17 protein-coding genes and 4 pseudogenes are annotated in these 22,481 nt (G+C 60.0%); 16 read left to right on the forward strand and 5 right to left on the reverse strand.

Annotated features, from left to right (window positions below; translation table 11 throughout):
- Window positions 1–216: 216 nt before the first annotated feature.
- Together HB780_RS10615 and HB780_RS10620 are read left to right on the forward strand one after the other, a co-directional pair.
- Complete coding sequence (locus tag HB780_RS10615; RefSeq protein WP_183687528.1) at window positions 217–990, forward strand: LamB/YcsF family protein; 774 nt, start codon at window positions 217–219, stop codon at window positions 988–990.
- Between the two features lie 326 nt (window positions 991–1,316).
- Window positions 1,317–2,330 carry a LacI family DNA-binding transcriptional regulator gene (locus tag HB780_RS10620; protein ID WP_435693858.1) on the forward strand — a complete coding sequence of 338 codons (1,014 nt, stop codon included), beginning with the start codon at window positions 1,317–1,319 and terminating at the stop codon, window positions 2,328–2,330.
- On the opposite strand, the gene HB780_RS10625 is transcribed toward HB780_RS10620, so the two are convergent.
- Complete coding sequence (locus HB780_RS10625; protein WP_286202909.1) at window positions 2,320–3,456, reverse strand: MFS transporter; 1,137 nt, start codon at window positions 3,454–3,456, stop codon at window positions 2,320–2,322. The genes HB780_RS10620 and HB780_RS10625 overlap by 11 nt on opposite strands.
- A gap of 564 nt (window positions 3,457–4,020) precedes the next feature.
- Here HB780_RS10625 and HB780_RS10630 point away from each other — a divergent pair.
- Window positions 4,021–4,733, forward strand: a pseudogene (locus HB780_RS10630) (IS6 family transposase).
- 57 nt (window positions 4,734–4,790) lie between these two features.
- Here HB780_RS10630 and HB780_RS10635 read toward each other — a convergent pair.
- Window positions 4,791–5,284 (reverse strand): annotated as a pseudogene (locus tag HB780_RS10635) (IS5 family transposase); the annotation flags it as partial.
- A 216-nt stretch (window positions 5,285–5,500) separates the two neighbouring features.
- On the opposite strand from HB780_RS10635, the gene HB780_RS10640 reads away from it, so the two are divergent.
- The 9 genes and pseudogenes from HB780_RS10640 (at window position 5,501) to HB780_RS10680 (ending at window position 15,266) form a co-directional block, all read left to right on the forward strand.
- Window positions 5,501–7,294, forward strand: coding sequence for a BMP family ABC transporter substrate-binding protein (locus HB780_RS10640; protein WP_183687532.1), 1,794 nt, complete (start codon window positions 5,501–5,503; stop codon window positions 7,292–7,294).
- Between the two features lie 17 nt (window positions 7,295–7,311).
- Window positions 7,312–8,853, forward strand: coding sequence for an ABC transporter ATP-binding protein (locus tag HB780_RS10645; RefSeq protein WP_183687534.1), 1,542 nt, complete (start codon window positions 7,312–7,314; stop codon window positions 8,851–8,853).
- Window positions 8,853–9,914 carry an ABC transporter permease gene (locus HB780_RS10650; RefSeq protein ID WP_183687536.1) on the forward strand — a complete coding sequence of 354 codons (1,062 nt, stop codon included), beginning with the start codon at window positions 8,853–8,855 and terminating at the stop codon, window positions 9,912–9,914. The genes HB780_RS10645 and HB780_RS10650 overlap by 1 nt, the downstream gene beginning before the upstream one ends.
- The gene (locus tag HB780_RS10655; protein ID WP_183687538.1) at window positions 9,911–10,807 is read left to right on the forward strand and encodes an ABC transporter permease; all 897 of its coding nucleotides are present in this window, start codon (window positions 9,911–9,913) and stop codon (window positions 10,805–10,807) included. The genes HB780_RS10650 and HB780_RS10655 overlap by 4 nt, the downstream gene beginning before the upstream one ends.
- A complete protein-coding gene (locus HB780_RS10660) occupies window positions 10,804–11,367 on the forward strand; it encodes a cysteine hydrolase family protein (protein WP_183687540.1) in 564 nt (187 codons plus the stop codon). Before HB780_RS10655 ends, HB780_RS10660 begins: the two co-directional genes overlap by 4 nt.
- A complete protein-coding gene (locus HB780_RS10665; RefSeq protein ID WP_183687542.1) occupies window positions 11,364–12,239 on the forward strand; it encodes a carbohydrate kinase family protein in 876 nt (291 codons plus the stop codon). Before HB780_RS10660 ends, HB780_RS10665 begins: the two co-directional genes overlap by 4 nt.
- Window positions 12,236–12,997: a nucleoside phosphorylase gene (locus HB780_RS10670; protein ID WP_183687544.1), complete on the forward strand. Its 762-nt coding sequence runs from the start codon at window positions 12,236–12,238 to the stop codon at window positions 12,995–12,997. Before HB780_RS10665 ends, HB780_RS10670 begins: the two co-directional genes overlap by 4 nt.
- A 34-nt stretch (window positions 12,998–13,031) precedes the next feature.
- Window positions 13,032–13,799, forward strand: a complete 768-nt coding sequence (locus tag HB780_RS10675; RefSeq protein WP_183687545.1) for a sugar isomerase domain-containing protein — start codon at window positions 13,032–13,034, stop codon at window positions 13,797–13,799.
- Between the two features lie 4 nt (window positions 13,800–13,803).
- Window positions 13,804–15,266 (forward strand): annotated as a pseudogene (locus HB780_RS10680) (aldehyde dehydrogenase family protein).
- Window positions 15,267–15,507: 241 nt separating this feature from the next.
- On the opposite strand, the gene HB780_RS10685 reads toward HB780_RS10680, so the two are convergent.
- Window positions 15,508–16,608, reverse strand: a complete 1,101-nt coding sequence (locus tag HB780_RS10685; RefSeq protein ID WP_286202910.1) for an OmpA family protein — start codon at window positions 16,606–16,608, stop codon at window positions 15,508–15,510.
- Window positions 16,609–17,113: 505 nt separating this feature from the next.
- On the opposite strand from HB780_RS10685, the gene HB780_RS10690 reads away from it, so the two are divergent.
- On the forward strand, window positions 17,114–17,470 hold the full coding sequence (locus tag HB780_RS10690; protein WP_183687547.1) for an MmcQ/YjbR family DNA-binding protein: 357 nt from the start codon (window positions 17,114–17,116) through the stop codon (window positions 17,468–17,470).
- A 67-nt stretch (window positions 17,471–17,537) separates the two neighbouring features.
- Here the strand turns inward: HB780_RS10690 and HB780_RS10695 are convergent.
- Window positions 17,538–18,590: pseudogene (locus tag HB780_RS10695) on the reverse strand (OB-fold nucleic acid binding domain-containing protein); the annotation flags it as partial.
- Between the two features lie 49 nt (window positions 18,591–18,639).
- Between HB780_RS10695 and HB780_RS10700 the strand changes: the two are divergent.
- Window positions 18,640–19,350, forward strand: coding sequence for an IS6 family transposase (locus HB780_RS10700; protein WP_183689689.1), 711 nt, complete (start codon window positions 18,640–18,642; stop codon window positions 19,348–19,350).
- Here HB780_RS10700 and HB780_RS10705 read toward each other — a convergent pair.
- Window positions 19,347–19,826, reverse strand: a complete 480-nt coding sequence (locus tag HB780_RS10705; RefSeq protein ID WP_183687549.1) for an Arm DNA-binding domain-containing protein — start codon at window positions 19,824–19,826, stop codon at window positions 19,347–19,349. The two genes, HB780_RS10700 and HB780_RS10705, sit on opposite strands and share 4 nt — an antisense overlap.
- Before the next feature lie 363 nt (window positions 19,827–20,189).
- Here HB780_RS10705 and HB780_RS10710 point away from each other — a divergent pair, with 363 nt between their 5' ends.
- Together HB780_RS10710 and HB780_RS10715 are read left to right on the forward strand one after the other, a co-directional pair.
- Entirely contained in the window at window positions 20,190–21,143 is a 954-nt protein-coding gene (locus tag HB780_RS10710) for a sugar phosphate isomerase/epimerase family protein (RefSeq protein ID WP_183687551.1), read from the forward strand.
- A 58-nt stretch (window positions 21,144–21,201) separates the two neighbouring features.
- Window positions 21,202–22,434, forward strand: coding sequence for an ABC transporter substrate-binding protein (locus HB780_RS10715; RefSeq protein WP_183687553.1), 1,233 nt, complete (start codon window positions 21,202–21,204; stop codon window positions 22,432–22,434).
- Window positions 22,435–22,481: the final 47 nt, after the last annotated feature.

Below are 22,481 nucleotides of genomic sequence, written 5' to 3' on the forward strand. Positions count from 1 at the left end.
CCGACACCCCTCCTTCCGTCAATCTGGCAAATCGCAAACAAAGCGCCGCTTGTTAAAATCGCTGCGCTTTCCAAATTCATCAGGCTTGATATTTCAGTATACCAACTGTATGTCAACTATGACCGGATGATATGAACAAAGTTCGTGCAATGCAACAGAACGGTAGAGAATTATGCTGCCGTATCAGGCCGGAATCGTCGACTGGGAGCAAGCTGCATGGCAACGATTGATTTGAACTGTGACATGGGAGAAGGCTTCGGCGCCTATACGATCGGCGACGACAAGGCCATGCTCGGACTGATCACGACAGCCAGTATTGCCTGCGGCTTCCACGCCGGCGATCCGGTGGTCATGCGCGACACGATCCTCGCCGCCAAGGCTTCGGGCGTAGCAATCGGCGCGCATCCCTCCTTCATGGATCTCTACGGCTTCGGCCGACGCCGCATCTCCGGCGAACATCCGGAGGATATCGAGGCGCAGCTGATCTACCAGATCGCGGCGATCCAGGGCATGGCAAACGCACTCGGCTGGCCGATCAGCCACATGAAGACCCACGGCTCGCTCGGCAACATGGCGGCCGAGGATCCCGTCCTCGCGGATGTCTGCGTCCGTGCGATCAAGGCTGTCGATCCCTCTCTCGTCTTTCTCACTCTTCCCTATTCGGAGACCATGAAGGCTGCCGAAAGGGCCGGCCTGGAGGTCGCGTGCGAAGTCTATGCCGATCGGACCTATGACGACAACGGCATGCTGACATCCCGGCAGCGAGAAGGCTCGGTCATTCATGATCTGCAACAGAGCGTGGACCAGGTTTTGTCCATGGTTCGTGATGGAGAAATCCCAACCATCGGTGGCCGCACGCTGCCGGTCCAGGCGGCAAGCATCTGCGTCCACGGCGATACTCCTGGCGCTGTGGCAATGGCACGGTCATTGCGCAACGCGCTCGCCGCAGAAGGGATAGAGTTTGCTCCCTTTGCCTGCCCGCTTCAATAGATCATCGGCGGTACATCCATCCAGGCCGGGCTTGGACGTGCAACCCAGCGCATAGATCAGCAGCCGGCCAAGACCTGACCAGGCGAAGATCTCCTCGACCACGACGATGCCGCCAAGCAAGTAGCCAATGTCGAGTAAAATGACGGGGAACAAGACATGGAAATTAACATCTACACCATCAGAACCTTCACGGCCTTCACTCAGATCATAATGTTCCGCTACCTAACGGAATATGAGTACGGTGATCCCGGCCCAAAAGAGCTCGATCGAACAGCTGTTGTGACGCTGCCATAGCCTCATCCGGCGGGAGCGGCTATGAGTTGGTGATGACACGAAAAACTAACTCCGTACCCGGCATACGAGACGTCGCCAAAATGGCGGGCGTCTCGGTGGCCACGGCCTCCCGGGTCATCGCCAAGGCTGACTACCCGGTCGCCGCGGCGACCCGGGTGAGGGTGATCGAGGCCGCGGGCGCCCTCGGCTTCGTGCGCAACGCCATGGCGCGCGGCTTGTCGCGCTCGAGGTCCGACAGCGTCGGCGTGATCGTTCCGGCGCTCCACGCCTATTACGCAGCCATGATCGAAGGGATAGACGAGGCGGCGACCCGCCAGGGTCTCACCATCCTGCTGGGCCTCAGCCGAGGCGACGAGGCAAAGCGCGAGCAACTGGTCACTGAGTTCCTTGAGCGCAGGGTCGACGGACTGCTGATCTGTGCCGGTGCCGACGACCACCTGCCGGGACGAACTCCGACTGAGATGCCGATCCCGACCGTCCTGATCGGACAGCAGGCGAACCCGGGCTTCCCGATCGTTGTGACGGACAATGTGGCTGCTGGCTACGAAGTGGCCGAACACCTTTGGAGCCTCGGCCACCGTGCCTTCGCGTACTTGGCACCGGACAAGGGGTGGCACGACTTTCGGGATCGCCAGGCCGGCGTTAGCGTGTTCCTCAAGCAAGCCGATGAAGCCTACAAGCTGGACGTGCTCGACGGCATCTACAGCGAGGCCGACGCGTTCTCGCGCATGGGCGAGGCACTCAAGGGCGGCTTGGCAGCGACGGCTGTCATCGCGTCGACCGACCGCCACGCGCTGGGTGCGATGGCTGCGCTGACAGACGCGGGAAGATGGGTTCCGGACGCGGTGGCCGTGGTGGGGTTCGACAACTACCTGAGCAGCCAGTACCTGCGCCCGGCCCTCACTTCGATGCACATGCCGGCCGGTGAGATGGGCCGGCTTGGACTTGAGACGCTCGTCGCGGCGATTGGTGGCCATCAGGTTCCGATGCGTTCGGAGCTGCGCGCGACACTGGTCGCGCGGGGCTCGTCGGTGCCTAGTCCCTGATCATCCCCGCCTTGGCCATAGCCACAAGCCCGATGGCAGCGACCCCTGCGAAGACTGCGGGGAGGACGAAGACGTGCGGCAGGCCGACGGCAGCGACACCGAGGCCGCCGGCGGCACCGCCGAGCGCGGAGCTCAGCGCCGTGGAGCTCATGAAGATTGCCGACGCGGTCGCCACGGCCCCCGGCAGCAGGCGCTGGGCGACGATGATGCCGAGAACCATGAACACGCCCCAGACCCCGCCCATCAGGATCTGGCCCGCGAACATGCCCGCGGCGGAAGCCCAGAAGGCGAAGCACAGGTTGGCGCAGACGCCGAGCCCCGCGGCGAGCCACATCAGCCGGAGAGTGCCCACCTTGCGCGCGAGGACCACGCTGAACGGCATGATCATCAGCTCGATGAAGGGCTGAATGCCGATGACGGCCCCGCGCACAGCCGGGTCGAGTTTGAGGGTCTCCTCCATGTAAAGGAGGAGGAAGCCGTATTTGATCGGCTCCCCGGCGTAGACCAGGACGAACAGTCCGGTGAACGCGAGCAGGGGCACCATCTCCCGGCCGGGCGATCGCTGTCCCGGCGTGTCCTGGGTCGCCGGCTTGGAGGCAGGCGGGACGCTTAACGTGCCGAGAGGGATGATCTGTAGTAGCCAGCAGGCCGCTGTCACCCAGATCATGGCACGCAGCCCGTACTGGGCGGCCAGCCAAGCTCCGAGGACCGGGCCGACGATCCAGCCAGCGGTCAGGGCCATTCGGATTATGCCGACGACGCTCTCGTTGGCTTTCCCGTTATGACGGCTCAGCTCGTCGTGGACGGCAGTGAAGATCTGCGACGTCGCCGCGCCGGCCAAAGAGAGGATTACGGCGCTGATCACGAACGGCATCCACAGCACGTTCGAAAGCGCGATGGCGGCCCAGCCGAGAAAGCCGAGCAGTGCGCAGGCCCTGAACAGGCCGAGCCGGATGCCGGTGCGGTCGGAGTACCTGCCCACCATGTAACCCGCGATGGGGGCTGCGATGCTGGTAAGGTAGTAGAGGCTCGCAACGGGGAGCGGAGTGCCCAGCTCCCTAACAAGGAAAAGCACGATCTGCGGCGCTGCCGCCGAAGTTCCCAGGCCCGACAGGAACATCGCCATGGTAGCGCCTCGGAAGAGCGGCGACGCCACAACGTCGCTCATGGCGGAGGATGGCCGGGCCTGAATTGAAGAATCCACGTTATGTCCCCTCGTGCACAGGGCGAACCCATCTCGACCCTCCTACACTCTTAGAACAGAGCGGTGAAACAGTAAACGGTTACTGTCCGTAATTTGATGGATGTTTTGGTCGATCGTGGTCGACTCGACACGGGATAGCAAGGGCGGACCGAGGATGATAACGGCTCCCTCAATACCGTTGATCAGGCGTTAAGCCAGCCATCCGCGAGTGCGTGACTGGCCAAACATCCGCTTGATGATTCTAATGCCACCAGCGGACTAGCCGCTTCCCACCCCTTCATCAGCATTATGAGGGCGGAAACTGAACCGATGCTTTCAGGTAAGTGTTAACGCGGTCCCAACGACCGAAATGAGGGCGCTTATCAGACTTCACGTTCTTCGGCGCCGACAGAGCCTGGGCCGAGACTGGGCAATACCGGGCCATTAGGCCTGCCGGTGGCGTCGCCTTAACTGGCTGGTTGGAGCTGACTTGATATTAGGGGTTTCATGACCGAAGCCCCGCATACCCACTTCAGACGTCACCGGTTTCCTGCTGAGATCATTGCCCATGCGGTATGGCTCTATTATCGGTTCCCGCTGAGCCTTCGCGACGTCGAAGATCTGTTGGCTGAGCGCGGCATCTCCGTCACGTTTCAGACCGTCGCGGAATGGGCGGCGAAATTCGGCTTGAAGTTCGCTCATCAGCTCCGGCGCCGCGCACGAGGCCACTTTGCCGACAAGTGGCAACTCGATGAGATGGTGGTGACGATCAAGGGAAAGAGGTACTGGCTGTGGCGCGCCGTCGATGCAAACGGTTACGTCCTCGATGCCCTGCTTCAAAGCCGAAGGAACAAGGCAGCAGCGCTGCGTCTGATGCGCAAGCTGCTCAAGGGCCAAGGTACCACCCGCGGGTGCTGGTGACTGACAAGCTGCGTTCGTATTCGGCGGCAAAGGCCGAGTTGATGCCGGGCGTAGAGCATCGCTCGCACAAGGGATTGAACAACCGTGCCGAAAATTCTCATTTGCCGCTACGGCGCCGAGAGCGGCGAATGATGCGCTTTAAGTCAGCGCGGCAATGTCAACGTTTCGTCTCGGTCCATGGCCACGTCGCCAACCTCTTTCAGCTTCATCGGAAACATCTCTCTGCCGCAGACCACCGCCAGCTCCGCGCCACCGCCATCACCACTTGGCGTGAAATCGCATTGTCGACTGTCCTATGAAATGCGCCTGACAAGCACTCAAGACGTCGGCGATCGGTTAAGGCGACGCCACCCTGCCATCGTGTGGGTGATGACTTCGCTACTATCGGAATCACAGCCAGATGAAGCTTGCGCCAACCGCGACGAGACCTGGCGCCATGCTTCTCCTGCAGCCATTGGCCCGCGCCATAGACTTTGAGGCCGGTGCTGTCGACCAAGACATGGACTGGTCCGTCTGATGGAATCGGAAGATCGGGTCGCCTATGAGTTGATTTCCAGGTCCGCGCTCGACGGCTCAATGTCGTGCGATCGGGGACGGCCAGATCCAGACCCATCAATTGCAACACCGATCCAAGCAAGCCCTCCGTCTGACGCAGGCGCAAGCCGAACACCAGGCTCAGCGTCAAGGCAGTTTCGATCGCCAGATCGGAATAGCGAGGCTGGCCACCACGCATCGTTCGCCGTGGTGCAATCCACATGGCGATCGCCTCCGAAGTCAGCCACATGGTCAAGCTGCCGCGTCGCCGAAGTCCTGCCTGATACTCCTGCCAGTTTGTCACCTTGAATTTCATCTTGCCGATGTGATGACGGCAGGTGGCGTTGTGCTTGAAGGCATGGTGACGACTCGGTTATTGGGGTCGCGGCTCGCCTACGCCAGTTCGATTAATGATCCACGCACCAATGCCACAAAACTGTCATCATCAACCAGCTCGAAACCGCGACCGAATATTTCGGATTGACGTTCCATTTTCAGCCTGTACAGTTGACTGGACAACTTTGGAATGGCAATGGCACGACTTCTCGAAACCGGTGAACCCTACTACCTGCAAATAGCAGGTAAACTTCGCGGCATGGTCGGCAGCCTGCCGCCCGGCGAACGCCTGCCGAGTGAGCCTCAGCTAGCCAAAAATTTCAAAGTCAGCCGCTTTACGGTTGCAAAAGCCGTGGAAGAGTTGGCCAAAGACGGGTTAGTTGTGCGCAAGCAGGGCAGCGGAACGTTCGTTGCCGAAGCACCCTTACGGCGCCAGCCGGGCTACCTTCTCTCATTTACTGAAGCGGTCGCGGCTGCCGGACATACGGCGACCCACAGGGTCCTCGCCTTCCGAGCGGTAGATTGGTCGCCCGGCCTCCCTTACTCACCCGAGACGCCGCTGATCCTTTTCGACCGCTTGCGCTACGTCGACGATGTGCCGGTGGCGCGGCATCGCTCGATATTGTCGGCAGGACTAGTAGACCGGATCGGGCTGACCGAAGAAGTTGCTGCGACATCGGATTTTTCGCTCTATCGGCAATTCGAGGATCATGGCCTGACGGTTGCGACCGCGAACGAAAAGCTCATCGCCCGGCTCGCCAGTCACGAGGAACGCAAGCTGCTGGATCTCGCAGATGACACAGTGGTCTTCTCGGTCAGCCGCGACACTTATTCATATGACGGGATGCCGCTGGATTCGGTCGAGGCCACTTACGACGCGCGTCACTATTCGTATGAAGCCAGGCTCACAAGACAGCCTGATACGGGGAACCCCAAAAAAATCAGGAGAACAACGATGAATTCCGGAAGGCTGATACTGATGGCCACAACGGTCCTCGCCTCGGTCCTTGGGACACTGACGGCGAACGCAGCTGATAAGCCTGCGGCCCTGATCATTGCGCAGGGCGGACTTGGCGACCAGTCGTACAACGATCTGGCCTATGCCGGCTTTCAGCAGGCGCTGAAGGACGCCGGCCTCGAAGGCAAGGCGGTCGAGTCCAAGGAGGTTGTCGCCCAGGCTGCAGACATCTTGCGCCGCGCTTCTGACGCCGATTTCGGCTTGATCGTCGATCTCGAATACTCCCATGGCGAACCGATGCAGGAAGTTGCCAAGGACTATCCCAACACTACCTTTGCCATCCTCAATCAGGTCCAGAAAGGCGACAACATCGTCTCGGTCCTTTTTCAGGAACAGGAAGGCTCCTACCTCGCCGGTGTGCTGGCAGCCCAGGTGACGACCGATACATCGATCAAGGGCATCAATCCGGAGCCGATCATCGGCGTCATCGGCGGGACCAAGTCGGTTGGCATAGACAAATTCATTGCCGGCTATATCGAGGGCGCGAAATCGGTCAACCCGAAGATAGAGGTCAAAGTCGCCTATTCCAACAACTTCGGCGATCCAGCGCTCGGCCAGCAGATGGCCAAGGCCATGTATGAGGAAGGCGCCGATATCATCTACCAAGTGGCCGGCGGCACAGGTGCCGGCGTCATCCAGGCGGCCAAAGATAGCGGCCACTTCGCCATCGGCGTCGATGGCGACCAGGACAGCGTTGCCCCGGGCTATGTGCTGACTTCGATGATGAAGAAGACCAATGTCGCCGTCGAAGGGGTCGTCAAGGACTATGCCAAGGGCGTGAAGCTCGGCGGTACGACGGTGTCCTACGGTCTCAAGGAGGGGGGCGTTGGCCTGTCCGAGATGAAATATACCAAAGACATCATCCCAACTGCCTATCTCGAAAAGGTTGAGGCGGCCAAGGCCGACATCATCTCGGGCAAGATCAAGGTCTGGAATGTAGTCGAACAGGGATATCCGGATTACCTGAAGTAAACCGAACGGCAACAACTATGAACCCGATGACCACCCCACAAGCGGTGACCCGCGGCGTACGCCTCGGTGCGCGCGGTATAACGCGGCGATTTGGACCGCTTTTCGCCAATAGTAGCGTGGATTTCTCGGCCACCGTCGGGACTATCCATGCAATTGTCGGCGGCAACGGCGCCGGCAAATCGACGCTGATGCGTATCCTCCAAGGCATGGACAAGCCCGACGAGGGCAGCGTCGTCATCAATGACGTGGCCACCAGTCTATCAGGCCCGGCCGATGCCTTTCGGCTCGGCATTGGCATGGTGCATCAAGAGTTCATGCTGGTCCCAGGGCTGACTTTGCTCGAAAACCTGGTTCTGGCACGCGAGCCCGTAAAAGGGCTTGGCGTCATCGATCGCGCCAGGGCGCTGGAAGCGGCACGTGGGCTGGAGCGGCAGGCGGGCGTAACGCTCGACTGGGACCTGCAGGTCGATGAAGCGCCGGTGCATGTGCGCCAGATCGTAGAAATCCTGCGTCTGCTCTATCGCGGCGTCGACGTGTTGATCCTCGATGAGCCAACGGCCGTGTTGGCGCCATCGCAGACCCGCGAACTGATGGTACTGCTGCGCCGACTGCGTGACGATGGCCGCACCATTCTCTTCATCAGCCACAAGCTCGACGAAGTGATGACCATCAGCGACGACATCACCATCATGCGCACTGGCAAGGTGATCCGCAGCATGAAGGCATCGGAAACGTCCAAGGCCCAACTGGCGGAACTGATGATCGGCGAGATCCTTCATGAGACGAAGGCGCGGGCGAGTCAGCCGGGGAGCGTGGTGCTGGCGCTCGACAATGTCTCAGTCGGCGATGGCCGTGGCGTCGATCGGTTGAAGCAGACGAGTCTGAATGTCCGAAAAGGCGAGATCGTCGCCATCGCCGGTGTCGCTGGCAATGGCCAGGATGAACTCGTCGCCGCGGTGACCGGGCTGATGCGCGCCAGCGGCGGCAGGGCTATGCTGGGTGGCAAGGATATTTCCAGCCTGCCGCTTCCGGCCCGACGCGCGCTGGGCCTTTCCTATCTCAGCCCTGATCGAGCCGCAGAGGGGCTCTGCCTCGACGCCTCGATCGCGGAAAATGTCGTGGCGGGCCATCATCGCCGGCAGGGGTTTGTCAAATCGGGTGTTCTGAAGCTCGGCGCTATTGCCGAACATGCCGAACGATTGCTCGATCGCTATTCGGTCAAGCGTGCCTCGCCGACACTGGCGATTTCCAGTCTCTCCGGTGGCAACCAACAGCGCGTGGCCATCGCCCGCGAACTGGATGGCGATCCCGATCTTCTCGTTGCCTGCCAGCCGACGCGCGGTGTCGACATCAAGGGCATTGCCTTCATTCACCGATGCCTGCTTGATTATCGCGATCGCGGTGGCGCGGTATTGCTGGTCTCAGAGGAGCTCGACGAGATCCTGGCACTCGCCGACCGCATCGTCGTGCTCTTCAACGGCGAGATACGTGGCGAGCTCTCTCGTGGCCATGCCGATGTGGAAGCCATCGGCCGCATCATGCTCGGGGAGGTCGCGTGATGGCGACAATCGTTTCTCCTGCCCCGACCAGGCGCAACATCGCCGTTCTCAAGCCACTCGCTGAAGCGCTGCTTCCGGTCGCGCTGTCGCTGGTGCTGGCAGGTATCGTGCTGATCGTCGCCGGCCACAATCCGCTGGAAGTCTATCGCATGCTGGTGGTCGAATCTTTCGGTTCGGGCAAGCGCATCGCCTCGACGCTTTCGGCGGCGACGCCGCTCATCTTCACAGGCGTCGCAACAGCCATCGCCTTCCGCACCGGCGCCTTCAATGTCGGGATCGAGGGTTGCGTCAATGTCGGCGGGCTTGCCGCGGCCTTCGTCGGTTTCACCTTCATCTCGCTCTCCGGCTATATATTGTTGCCCCTTGCTATACTGGCGTCTGCGGTGGCCGGCAGCCTGTGGATGGTCATCCCCGGTTTCCTCAAATCGCGCTTGGATGTCGAGGAAGTCGTCACCACACTGATGTTCAATTTCATAGCCGTTGGTCTCACCGCCTGGCTGGTCAACGGCCCGCTGCTGGCGCCGGGCGCTGCCAATTCGGCGACGCCGATGATCGCCGATGCAGCGCGATTGCCAAAGCTCATGCGCGGCTCGACGTTGAACGCAGGCTTCGTCATCGCGCTTGCGTGCGTCGTTCTCTACTGGCTGTGGGGCAAGTGGACAGCGTTGGGTTTCGAGACCCGCATCGCCGGCATGAATCCCCGCTTCGCGACGGCAACGGGAATGAACGTGCCGGGTCTCGTGTTCAAGATGATGCTGCTTTCGGGCGCCGTCGGCGGTCTGGCGGGCGGAGTGCATGCTCTCGGCAATGTCTATCGCTACGTCTCGGGTTTCTCGCCCGGATATGGATTCGTCGGCATAGCGGTGGCGCTGCTCGGGCGCGGCAATGCTTTCGGCATGCTGCTGGCGGCCGTCCTGTTCGGGGCACTCGCCACATCCGGCGCGACAATCCAGCTCTTTAGCGATGTGCCGATCGAGATCGTCAACATTCTGCAGGGCCTCGTGATGATCTTCGCGGTCGCACGCTTCGGCTTCTTCGCGAGAAAGGGACGCGCGGCATGATCGACAATATCATACACGCGGCATTGATCATGACGACGCCGGTGCTTTTGGCGGCGATCGGCGGCCTCATCAACCGCACCGCCGGTCTCGTGAATATCGGCCTTGATTCGATGATGCTGGTGGGTGCGCTGGTTAGCTTTATTCTGGCATCGAGCAACGGCAATTGGATAGGCGCACTCATCGGTGCGGGTCTATCGGGTGCGGTCATGGGCTTTCTGATGTCGCTCTGCGTGACGCGGTTAAGCGCCAATGAAATCATCGTCGGCCTGGGCTTCAACATTGTTGCTGCAGGTCTAGTGCGTTTTTTCCTGAAGTCGACCTATGCAACGTCAGGCACGCTCAGCCTGCCCGACGTCACGCGGCTGCCTCGCTGGGATATTCCCTTAATCGGGGATATGCCCATTATTGGCGCGATCTTCTCGGGGCATGATATTCTGACCTGGATCGCCTGGTTGCTGGTGCCGGCAACCGTATGGTGGCTGGCGCGGACCCGACCGGGTCTTCGGCTGCGCGCCGCCGGCGCCGGTCCGAAGTCGGCGCGCGCACTCGGTCTTGATCCGCTGCTTACGAAGGACCTTTCGACGGTGTTTGCCGGCTTCATGGCAGGGCTTGCCGGCGCTTATTTGTCCATCGGTGTGGTCGGAATCTTCAACGAAGGCATTACTGCCGGGCGCGGCTTCATCGCCATGGCTGCCTTCTATTTCGGCCGCAATCGGCCGGTCATGACCGCCATCGGTGCCTTGCTATTCGGCTTCTTCGATGCCCTCCAGATTCGCCTGCAAGGACGCGGAATTCCAGCGGAACTCGTGCAGACGCTGCCCTATGTCGTGGTCATCGTCATCCTGACCATCATCGCCATCACGTCGAGGAAGTCCCGCGGAGCCAAGATATGAGTCATCCAGAAAAAACTGCACTGATCCTTGTCGATGTGATCAATTCCTTCTTCGAGCCGGGCCATCCCAACTACTACACGGGCGTCGAAGACGTGCTCGAACCGATGCGCAAACTCCGTTCGGTCGCGCGCGACAACAATGTCGTCACGGTCTATGCCGTCGAGAGACATCGGCCCGAATTCAATGATTTCGAATGGAAGAAGCTACCGATCCATCATCTCGAGGATGCGAACGACGCCGATTTCTTCGCCGATTTCCGACCCGAGGGAAAGAACGAGACCGCAGTCTACAAAAGGCGGTTCAGCGCCTTCTTCGCGACCGACCTCGCGCTTTTTCTGCATGAGCAAAAAGTCACCCGCGTCATCATTGCCGGGGTCAAGACGAACGTCTGCATTCGGGCAACGGCACAGGACGCATTTGCCAACGGGTTCGAACCGGTCATCGTCCGTGAAGCCACCAATTCCAACCGCCCTCACCTCGCCGAGGCGTCGCTAGAAGATATTGATCGTTACATGGGCAGGGTCGTGAGCCTCGCCGAAGGGTTGGAGATGCTGAAATGAGCGGCATCGTCATATCGGGATATGCGAGCCTGGACCATGTGATCGTGCTGAATGGCGATATCAGGCCCGGACGCACGACGACGATCCTGAGCAGGCCGGAAGCGGCATGGCCGCGGGTCGGCGGTGGCCCGGCCTATGTCGCTCAGGCGATCACCAAGGCCTATTCAGGAATGGTTCATCCGCTGAGTTGGATCGGCGAAGACGCATCGGGCGAAGCCTACCTCGAACAACTTGCCAGAAGCGGGGTTGCCTGCCAGGGTATGGCCAAGGTAGCAGGCGCCCGCACACCGATCTCGGTGCTCGCCTACGACCCCGCGGGCGATTGCGCCTGCCTCTACGACCCGGGCATGTCAACCACAATCGGCCTCACGGAAGACCAGAAGGCGCTGACGCGTGCGGCCGAATGGATCTGCATCACCATCGGCCCGAAGATCGTGACCGATCAACTGCGGACGCTGATCAAGCATGAGCAGAAGCTTGCCTGGATCGTCAAGAACGACCCACGCGCGATCACGCCGGAGCAGAGGGCGATGCTCGCCGCTCGCGCCGACCTGATCTTCTGCAACGGCCGCGAGCGCGAATTTCTCGAAAGCACACCTGTGGGAACAACGCGTCCCGGCCAGATCATCGTCGAAACCCAGGGCCGCCACGGCGCCACCTTCCAGCGCGATGGCGAGAGCACGTTCGTTGCCGCAGAGCCGATCAACGTCACCGATCCGACCGGCGCAGGCGACACCTTCGCCGGAGGCGTCATCGCGTCGATCCTCAATGGCGCACACGAGCCTGAAGTCTTCGGCCGCGCGGGCATGGAAGCCGCGCGCACCCTCCTCCTTGCCCGGAAATCCGAAGAAACCGAAAGCATGAAAGAATGACTGAGAAAGAACGAACCAACCGAGCCTGGTACATTGGTGCCGATCGCGATGAAGTTGGGAGGGCTGCAATTCTCGTTGGCGACCCAGCGCGTATCGCCCGCATCGCCGAGCATATGACCGATGTGCATTTCGTGGCCGAAAACCGTGGCCTGAAGACCGTGACCGGCACGCGTGACGGCCAGCGAATCACGGCCACCGCCTTCGGTATGGGAGCACCCATCGCTACAATCGTGCTGCATGAGCTGCACGCGCTGGGTATCAGGAATTTTCTGCGCATCGGCACCGCCATGGCTGTGGCGCCTGCCAAGCTCGGCGATTTCGTCCTGGCAGATGGCGCATTGCGCGCCGAAGGCACATCCAACACCTATGCGCCTCTGGGTTTCCCGGCAATCGCAGATTTCGACCTCAATACCAAGGTGCGGTCACTGCTTAAGAAGCGTGGAAAGCCATGGCATGCCGGCATTTTCGGCACCTATGACGGTTTCTACACTGAGATGTTTGGCCTTTCGGGCGAACGCCGCTCGATCATTGAGACACTAAAGCAGGATATCCAGAGGCTCGGTTTGATCGGAACCGACATGGAGACCTCGGCGCTCCTGACTGCCGCGCGCATCCTCGGCGTCCGCGCTTCCACACTCTGTGTCGCAACCGTCGATGCCTTCAGCCAGGAGAAGATCGCCGACGAGCAGATGGCGGTGCTGGAGCGCGACATGTTCGAAATCGCGCTCGACACGATGGCCACAATGGCCGCCGACTAAGCCTGAATTATCGAGATACAGAAAGGACGTGGATATGTCTCACCTCTCCACACGCTACTTCGATACATTGATCGAACGTCTCTCCAAGGTGCGTGACGAACAGGCGGCCTCGATCGAAAAGGCGGCCGAACTCTGCGCGAAATCCATCGCCGCCGGCAAGCTAGTCTTCACCTTCGGCACAGGCCATGGCGCGATCCCGGCGCTCGAGAGCTTTCCACGCACCGGGACGATCGTAGGCTTCCGCCCGATCGTCGAAAGCACCATGATCTCGTTCCACCACGTCTGGGGCGACATGGGCGCACGGCAATACCGCTTCATTCACGCGCAGGAAGGCTACGGCAAGGCGATCATGCGTTCGCATCAGCTCGATTCCGAAGACACCATGATCCTGTTTTCGCATTCGGGTATCAATGCCGTGATCCTCGACATCGCCATTGAGTGCAAGGAGCGGGGCATCAGCCTGATCGGCGTTACCTCGCTACCGCATTCGAGCAGCGTTCCCTCCCGGCACTCCTCGGGCAAGCGGCTATTTGAAGTCGCCGACGTGGTGATCGATACGGGGATACCCAAGGGAGACGCCGCAATCCATATCGACGGTCTCGAACATGCTGTAGGCCCAAGCTCGACCAGCGTCACAGTCGCGATTGCACATGCGATCGTTTCAACAACGGCCGAAAAACTCGTTCAGCAAGGCTTGGCACCAGGTGTCATGGTCAGTCCCAACACGACGAGCAAGACAATCGCCGACAAGCAGAACGACGAAAATTACGAGGCTCTTTGGGCCCGCCTGAAAGCACGGTGAGACCATGGATCGCAAGCTCTATATCGATGGCAAATGGCAGGATGCGACTTCAGGCCAGACTGCCGTCATTCATGACCCGGCTACCGGCGAACCGGTCGGCACGAGTTCGATCGCAACCGCGGCCGACGTCGATAAAGCGGTGGACGCTGCAAGCCGCGCATTCCCTCTATGGGCCGGCCTGCACGCCGACAAGCGGGCGCAAATCATGCATCGCGCCGCCGACCTAATCGCCCAGCGGATCGACAGGATCGCCGAGCTGCTAACCCGCGAACAGGGCAAGCCGGTGCCGGATTCCAAAAGGAAATCGCCTTCGGCATCGACGTCATCCGCTACTATGCCGAGGAGGGCCGCCGCGTCCACGGGTCGTTGCGACCAGCCTCACGAGCCGATATCCGCAATATCGTCACCTCGCACCCGGTGGGCGTGGTTGCCGGCATCATTCCGTGGAACTATCCAGTCGATCTGTATGCCTGGAAGGTCGCCCCGGTGCTTGCCGCGGGCTGCGTCCTGATCGCAAAACCGCCGCACGAGACGCCGCTCGCGATCGGCATGGTGGTCCAATGCTTCGCCGAGGCCGGGCTGCCGGCCGGTGTGCTGAACGATATTCCGGGAACCGGTCCCGAGGTCGGAGCGGCACTCTCGGCGCATAACGGCATCAACATGATCACCGCGACTGCATCGGTGCCGGCCGGACAGGAGATCGTTCGGGCATCTGCAGGCAACCTGAAACGTATGTCGCTGGAACTCGGCGGGCAATGCCCATTCGTGGTGCTAGACGATGCCGATCCGGCCGAGGCGGCGGCGGCGGCGGCCCGCCGGTCTTTTTCGAACATGGGCCAAATCTGCATCGCGGTGAACCGCATTCTTGTCTCGAAGGGCATCCACCAGCGTTTCGTCGAGGCTCTGGTCGCCGAGACCCGTAAGATTGAACTCGGCCATGGCATCAATGCCGGCGTGCTCTACGGGCCGGTGTTGAACGAGAGCGTTCGGACCCGCGTCAAACGTCATATCGATGATGCAGTGCATCGCGGAGCAAAGCTTCTGACCGGTGGTTCGGTGCCGACGGGCAAAACCTATGACAAGGGCTTCTTTTTCCGGCCAGCTATCGTCGACGAAGTTCCCGACGGTGCCCTGGCGACGACTGAGGAGACCTTCGGCCCGCTCGCGGCCGTGCGCCCTGTGGCAGATGACCGGGAAGCGATCCGCATCGCCAACGCCCTGCCCTTCGGACTTGCCGCCTACGTCTTCTCTGGGGATCTCGAAAGAGGTTGGGGCGTGGCCGAGCAAATCGACGCCGGTGCTGTGGGTGTCAATGTCAATGACACCAGCGAGCTACAGGCGCCCTTCGGCGGTTGGAAGATGAGCGGCATCGGGCGCGAGCTCGGGCCTGAGGGCCTCCATGCTTTCTTGGAGAAGAAACACATCAAACTTCGCGTCAGATTTGGGGGCCGGAGTGATTTGTCGTAGAAACCTAACGGCTATATCGCCCGTGACGATCTAGCAATTCCCGAGAGGAGAGCCGATCTGGTAGCCGCTTATTTGGAGGAGCACGCAGAGGAGCCGCCTTCGAACGTAGTCTGACCGTCAGCGAACATGAGCGGATGGTGGCGTCGCCTTAACCGGCTGGTTGGAGCTGACTTGATATTGGGGTTTTCATGACCGAAGCCCCGCATACCCACTTCAGACGCCACCGGGCCGGCTAAAGCGTTCAGTTCAGCTTGACCAGCACCACCCGACGATTCTTCGCACGGCCGGTTTCGTCGTCATTGCTGGCGACGGGCGCCATCATGCCGGCTCCGGCCGCCGTCAGCCGTGAACCACTGATGCCGTATTTCGCCACGAGCGCCGCCTTGACCGCTTGCGCTCGCCGCGATGACAGGTCGAGATTGTAATCGAAGGCGCCCTGATTGTCGGTGTGGCCGACGACGATCACAGCCATCTTCGGCTCATTGGCCAGCAGCGTCGAGATCTCCTTCAGCGTCGGCTCGGACTCCGGCTTGATGTCGTCCTTGTCGGTGTCGAAGAAGATGCCGTAAAGCGAAATGCTGCCGGTGGCGGAGAGCGAATCCGCCATCTTGGTCGCTTCGACGACCACCATCTTCTTGTCGCGCGCCTTGGGCTCCAGCACCTGGACGACGGCAATGGTGCGGCCGTTGAGCTCCTTGCAGTAGAGATCGTCGGTCATCGAATAGGTCTGCACGGTAACATAGGCGTCGCCGCCGTCTTGTGGCACCTTGGCCGAGAAATAGCGCTGGTCGTTGATGCCGGAGGTCAGCGCGCAGGCGCCATTGGAAAAAGCCTCGTCCTTGAGATCGCTGTCATGGAAGAAGTACATCATCAGGCTCATGTCGCCGCCGCCGCCGCTTGATGAACGGTCGGCAGCGCCGCCGCATTCTTCCTTTTTGCATTCGAACAGGGCCTCGCCGCCGGCTGCCTTGATCACATCCTGATAGTTGCGCAGCACCTCGAGCGGCGAGCGCTCGGCCGGCAACACATAGGCGATGCGGGTCAGGGCACCCTCTACCTCGGCTTTCTTGTCCGGCGCGAAAACGCGATTATTCATCGTGTCGCGTGCGTCCGGATCGGCGCTCGGCTTCAAGGGCGACAGCGGTAGGCTGAAATCGGTGAAGGCAAGCGTTTCGTAGGAGACTATGAAGGAGCCTTCGTAGCGCTTGGCCAGTTGATTGTCGGCCGCGCCCTCGATATCGGCGGTCGGCACCGTTGCGTCGGCTGCCGCGAGCCGCAGTGTCAGCGCGAGAACAAGTCCCGCCCAGAAGAATTTCATGACGGTCGTCTTGAGTGCATGCATCGATCATCCCCCCTCGCTTAATGTTCAATGCTAGCAGAGCGGATATGTCCAGTCGATGACACAGCTCAGGGGTAGCGTCGCCTTAACTTGGGTGGGGTGTGAATCGGCTCCGAACGTTCACCCCGTTTGACATCCTCGACAACCATTTGGAAACGCAGTGAAAATTAAGAAATTAAGTGGGGTTATCCCCGATCCGGCCGCAATCCTGCTTTGGGCGCGTAATTGCATAATAGGATCAATATGTTGGGTTCCATCCTCAAGGGGTCAACCTTCGGAGCCGGTTCACATCTCAACCCAAGCGGTATCGTTCCAGTTGGACCTGAGCGGGACTTTGATGAGGCGGTCTAAGAAACATGAATGACTGACCCCTTCCGTTAGACCACGAAACTGTCGGCTAAGCTGCTCACTCGCGCGATGGGAGAACCAAGTCCTCGGTTTTGCGTTAACTGATCGGGCCTTTCGTATCTTGCAAGCAGAACCACGAATTTAAAATAGGATCTCAGTAATGGTCAGTCGCTCAGAAATCTTCGACTACGCGCAAAAAGAGTTCGGGGTGAAACCGGATTACCCTTTTAAAAAGTTTCCCCACTACGCGGCCCTTCGACATTCCGATGACAACAAATGGTTTGGACTCGTGATGAACGTCTCCCTGAACAAGATAGGGCTTCAAGGTGATGAAGAAATAGACGTTGTTGACTTTAAGTGCCCGGTCGAGAAAGTGAGCGACCTCAGAAACCAAGATGGTTTTCATCCCGCCTATCATATGAATAAGGAACACTGGCTCACTGCACGACTGGATGGTTCCGTAAGCAAGCAGGAAATATTTGCGCTGTTACGGGAGAGCTACGAGCTGACCAAGTAAGCAGGCATTTGACATCAATTCCCCAACGCCTTGAACGGAATGGAACCAACGACCAGTCCGTCGCCAGCTACCTAAAATCCCGCGTCTTCACCTTGATCGCATCAAGATGCAGATGCGGCCCCTTCGGAAACCCGCGCGGATCCGGCACCGGCGACCCATGATGAAACTCATCCCCTCGCCCATGCCGCAACGGAAAGTCGGTATCCCGATCCCCAACACTCGCCAGCTCCCCTGATAGATCCGTCAGCCGATGCGCCACCAGATGCACAACCTCCCCTTCCCGCTGGATGCGGCCATAAACACCGATCATGCCGGCGCCCAGCACGACGCGGCGGTATTGTTCGAAGGTTTTTAGCCAGACGATGAGGTTGGCAATATCGGTCTCATCTTCGATGGTGATGAACATCACACCCTTGGCGGAGCCCGGCCGCTGGCGAACAAGCACGAGGCCGGCTGCCTCAAGCCATGTGCCATCACGGGCCTGCATCGCCGCGCGGCAGGTGACGATACGGCGCCTGGTCAGATCGGCGCGCAGGAATGAAAGGGGATGGTTGCACAGGGTCAATCCGACATGGCCGTAATCCTCGACCACCTCACCGCCTGATGTCATCGGTCGCAACGCCACTGTTGGCTCATCAAGCTCCGGAACGGTCTTGTTTTCACGGGCGGATGCGGCCGCAAACAGCGGTAGCGGTTCATCCCGTAACGCCTTGATCGCCCAGAGCGCCTCGCGCCGGGCAAGTTTCATAGATGGTTGGAAGGCATCGGCTTCGGCGAGCTCGACCAGCGAGGCAGCCGGCACGCCGGCGCGGCGCCAGAGATCATCGACCGAGGCGAAGGGCTGTTCAGCGCGCGCCGCAACGATTGCGGCGGCGTCGGCATTGGCGAGCCCCTTGACCATGCGCAGGCCGAGGCGAACGGCAAACCGCTCTTCGTCAGCCGTAGGCTCAAGCGTGCAATCCCAGCGGCTGGCGTTGACGCAGACAGGCCGCACCTCGACCCCGTGATCGCGCGCGTCGCGAACAATCTGGGCCGGTGCGTAAAAGCCCATCGGCTGGGCATTGAGGAGGGCTGCGCAGAAGACGTCGGGATGCCAGCATTTCAGCCAGGAGGAGGCATAGGGGCATTGCCAAGTTGTTTGACCGTTCTGCGTGGGCTATTCGAGCTGGATGAATACCCCGTCTCAAATGCCGCGCCTGAAAGGCTTTCGCTTTGCCCGTGAGATCATCGCCTATGCGGTGTGGGCTTATCATCGCTTTGCGCTCAGCACGGCCGACGTGGAAGATCTGCTCGCGGAACGCGGTGTCATTGTCAGCCGGGAAACAATCCGGCTTTGGGTCAATCGCTTCGGGCGGCATTTTGCAGATTGCGTCCGGCGCGATCGGCCTGCGCCTCGCGACAAATGGCACATCGATGAGGTCGTGATCACGATCCGTGGCGTGAGGCATTGGCTATGGCGGGCCATCGACGCGGACGGCAACGTGCTCGACATTCTGGTTCAGCCACGTCGGAATGCGAAGGCAGCGAGGCGCTTCCTGCGCGGATTGATGGCCCGATTCGGCACGCCAAGGGTAGTGATCACGGACAAACTGCGCAGCTATATCAAGCCGATCCGAACCCTTGCGCCGGACGCTGAGCATCGGGCGCACAAGGGGCTCAACAACGCAGTCGAAGTCTCGCACAGGCCGACCCGAAGGCGCGAGAAGATATTCGGGCAGTTCAAGTCACCCCGACAAGCACTGAGGTCCCTTGCTGCTCACGACCAGATCAATCTGATCTTCCGCCCCCGCCGCCACAAACTCTCCGCCGCATCTTGCCGTCACGCCAGGGCGGATGCGTTTGCCCTCTGGTATGACTATGCTCAAGAAATGGCCGCTTAATCTCGATCAAACCGCTCAGGAGCAACTTGCTTCAAACAACTTGGCGATACCCGCGCCACAGTTACGGTCTTGGTTCTTGCCTTCATCGGCTCACCTTGCCGCCGACCGCGCTGGATGAAGCAGCCCTCTTTCTCATAAAAATCGATGAGCGCACCAACCGTCATCTGTCGGCGCATTGCCTGGAGATCACCGGCCGGATCTTCCCCAGCAGCAACACTCCCGAGCTTAGCCTTGGCAATTTTTCTTGCTTGCTCAACGGTGACTGGACCAAAACGCCCTATGGTCAACAGGCGTTGGGGAGCTGATCGACCGCCGCCATCTGCTCGATACTTGATGATGAAAGTCTTTACGCCTGTGGGAGCGATACGAAGACCAAAGCCTAAAAGCTCACTATCCCAAACGTGGTAGCGTTCATGATCTGGCCGAGCCGCATCGACGACGCGCTTCGTCAGCAGCACACCATTACGCTTGCTCATCTACCACCTCCAGGACTTTGAGCGAGACACCACCAGGACACCACCAGGACACCACCGCAATCGGAAACTGGAGGATAATGATAGCGTTCAATCGACAACAGCATCAATCTAAACTATTGAATAGTAGCACTATTTAGCAATTTAGGATATTGTGGCGCCACCCAATTTCGTCCTATTGAAGGTTACGGCAATCGCGGTCAATTGGCAAACGATTGCCAAAAATCACTTGCATAAAAAAAGACTTGGCTACTATCTAGGCATGGCAAACGATTGCCATTTGCAGTGCATTGAAATTATTCGGATAATTTACTGCGGACCTCGCTTCCGCAAGCGATTTCCTGTGCCTGGAGAACGGATAGCGTCATGACCTCAACCGAACGGCTTCGCTTTGGCGTCGATCTCGTCACCTTCTTCCACCCCGGTTTCTGGGGTGTCGAGGATTATGACGGCATCATCGCCTTGTCCCGCAGCGAGCCCCGCGCCTTCTGGGACAAGATTCTCGACAGCGTGCAAGCCTCAGGCGTCACCGGCGTGGAGCTGACCTTCTCGCCGTTCAACTGGCAGGATGCGACGAAGACCTATGGGTCCGTCGAAGCGTTTGCCGCTGAACTGTCCAAACGTGGGCTAACGCTGGCGAGCGGCTTTTTCGCCGAACTTGAAGCCGCCGGCGATTTCACGCAAGGCGCGGCGCAGGCCGCCATTATCGACAAGGCGGAGAAATATGCCGAATTCCTGAAGGCCTGCGGCAGCGACATCATGGTGATCGGTGGTCCGTTGCGACAGACCCTCGGCACCCAGCCGGTGCGGTTCTTCGATTTCGAGCAGGCGCGCAAGATCGCCGATTTTCTCAATCGCCTCGGCGCGGCCCTTTACGCCAAGGGCGTTCGGCTGGCGATCCACACCGAGGCACACTCGATCTTCGCGTCCGCGCGCGATGTCGATCTGCTGATGCTGCTGACGGACCCGGCCTATGTGCATATGTGCCCGGATACGGCTCATATCATCGTTGCGGGATCTGACCCGATCCAACTCGTCGATCGCCATCATGAGCGTGTTATCATCGCCCATTGGAAGGATGCGCTCGGGCCGATGCCGGCCGACACCCCGATCGATGAGCATATTCATGATCGTCACCGCCCCTATTTCTGCGGCTTCGGCCTTGGCCGCGTCGATTGGCCGGGCTGGATCAGGCTGCTGCGTGATCGCGGCTATCAAGGCTGGGCCATTCTCGAACTAGACGCCGCACCCGATCCGATCAGCGACATCGCAAATGGGCTCACGCTCGTCCGGCAGGCGCTCTTGCCGATCTATCGCTGAATTTCATAAACCTGAAACCAACGGCCCCGCCAAGAGGGCCTTTTGAAGAGGTGGAACAATGAAGAATAAAATGAAACTTCTACTGGCGGGCGCCGCACTTTTTGCGGCCCTCGCTCCAGCCCATGCCGAAGACAAGCCGAAGGTCGAGGTCATGACCTCCTGGACCTCCGGCGGCGAAGCTGCGGCTCTCGACGTCATCAAGCAGGAATTCGAAAAGCGCGGCGGGGTCTGGAAGGATTCCTCCATCGCCGGCTTCGGTGCCGCCGACGCCGCCTTCCAGAACCGCCTGGTAGCGGGTGACCCGCCGACCGCCAAGCAGAGCGTGCTTGGTTTCGCCAACGCCGACTTCGTCAATCAGGGCCTTTTGAGCCCAATCGGCGAGGTGGCGAAAGCCGGCAAATGGGCCGATGTGCTGCCGAAATCGATCCTTGATCTGATCTCTTATAACGGCCAGGTCTATCTTTCCCCGACCGGCGCTCACGGTGAAAGCTGGGTGTTCTATTCCAAGGATACCTTCGCCAAGGCCGGCATAAGCGAAGAGCCGAAGAGCTGGGACGAATTCTTCGCAGCGCTCGACAAGCTCAAGGCCTCCGGCGTGCAGCCGGTTGCCTGGGGCGGCCAATCCTGGCAGGAATCCAAGGTCTTCAACATGATCCTGCTGACCCAGGTCGGCATTGACGGCTTCCTCAAGATCTATGCCGACAAGGACAAGGGCGAAGCCTCCACCGCCGGCGTGAAGAAGACCCTCGATATCCTCGGCAAGCTCCGCGCCTATGTCGATGCAGGTGCTCCTGGCCGTAACTGGAACGACGCCACCGCCATGATCATCAGCGGCAAGGCCGGCGTGCAGTTCATGGGCGATTGGGCCAAGGGCGAGTTCATCGCCGCCGGCAAGGAGGCAGGCAAGGATTACGGCTGCATGCTCGCCCCGCAATCGCCGGGCATGGTCTATGTCGCCGACTCCTTCTCCTTCCCCAAGCTCACTGATCCGGCTGCCCAGAAGGGTCAGGCGCTGCTTGCCGAAGTCGCCATGGATCCGGCCGTGCAAGTCGAATTCTCGCTGAAGAAAGGCTCCGTGCCGATGCGCACAGATGTCGACAAATCGAAGCTCGACGTTTGCGCGCAGAAAGGCCTGGAACTGATGAGCGAGGGCAAGATTGTGCCGGATCAGGCGCTGATCCTTTCGCCGCAACAGGCCGGTGCGCTCAATGACTTTGTCGACGAGTTCTGGAGCAATCCTTCCGAGGATAGCGCCTCCGGCGCGGAGAAGTTCTTCGCGATCTTTGAATAGAACCGTGCAGCGGGCCGATTGGAAAGAAAAATCCGATCGGCCCTGCA

It is taken from the genome of Rhizobium lusitanum, from assembly GCF_014189535.1.
Classification (GTDB): Bacteria; Pseudomonadota; Alphaproteobacteria; order Rhizobiales; family Rhizobiaceae; genus Rhizobium; species Rhizobium lusitanum_C.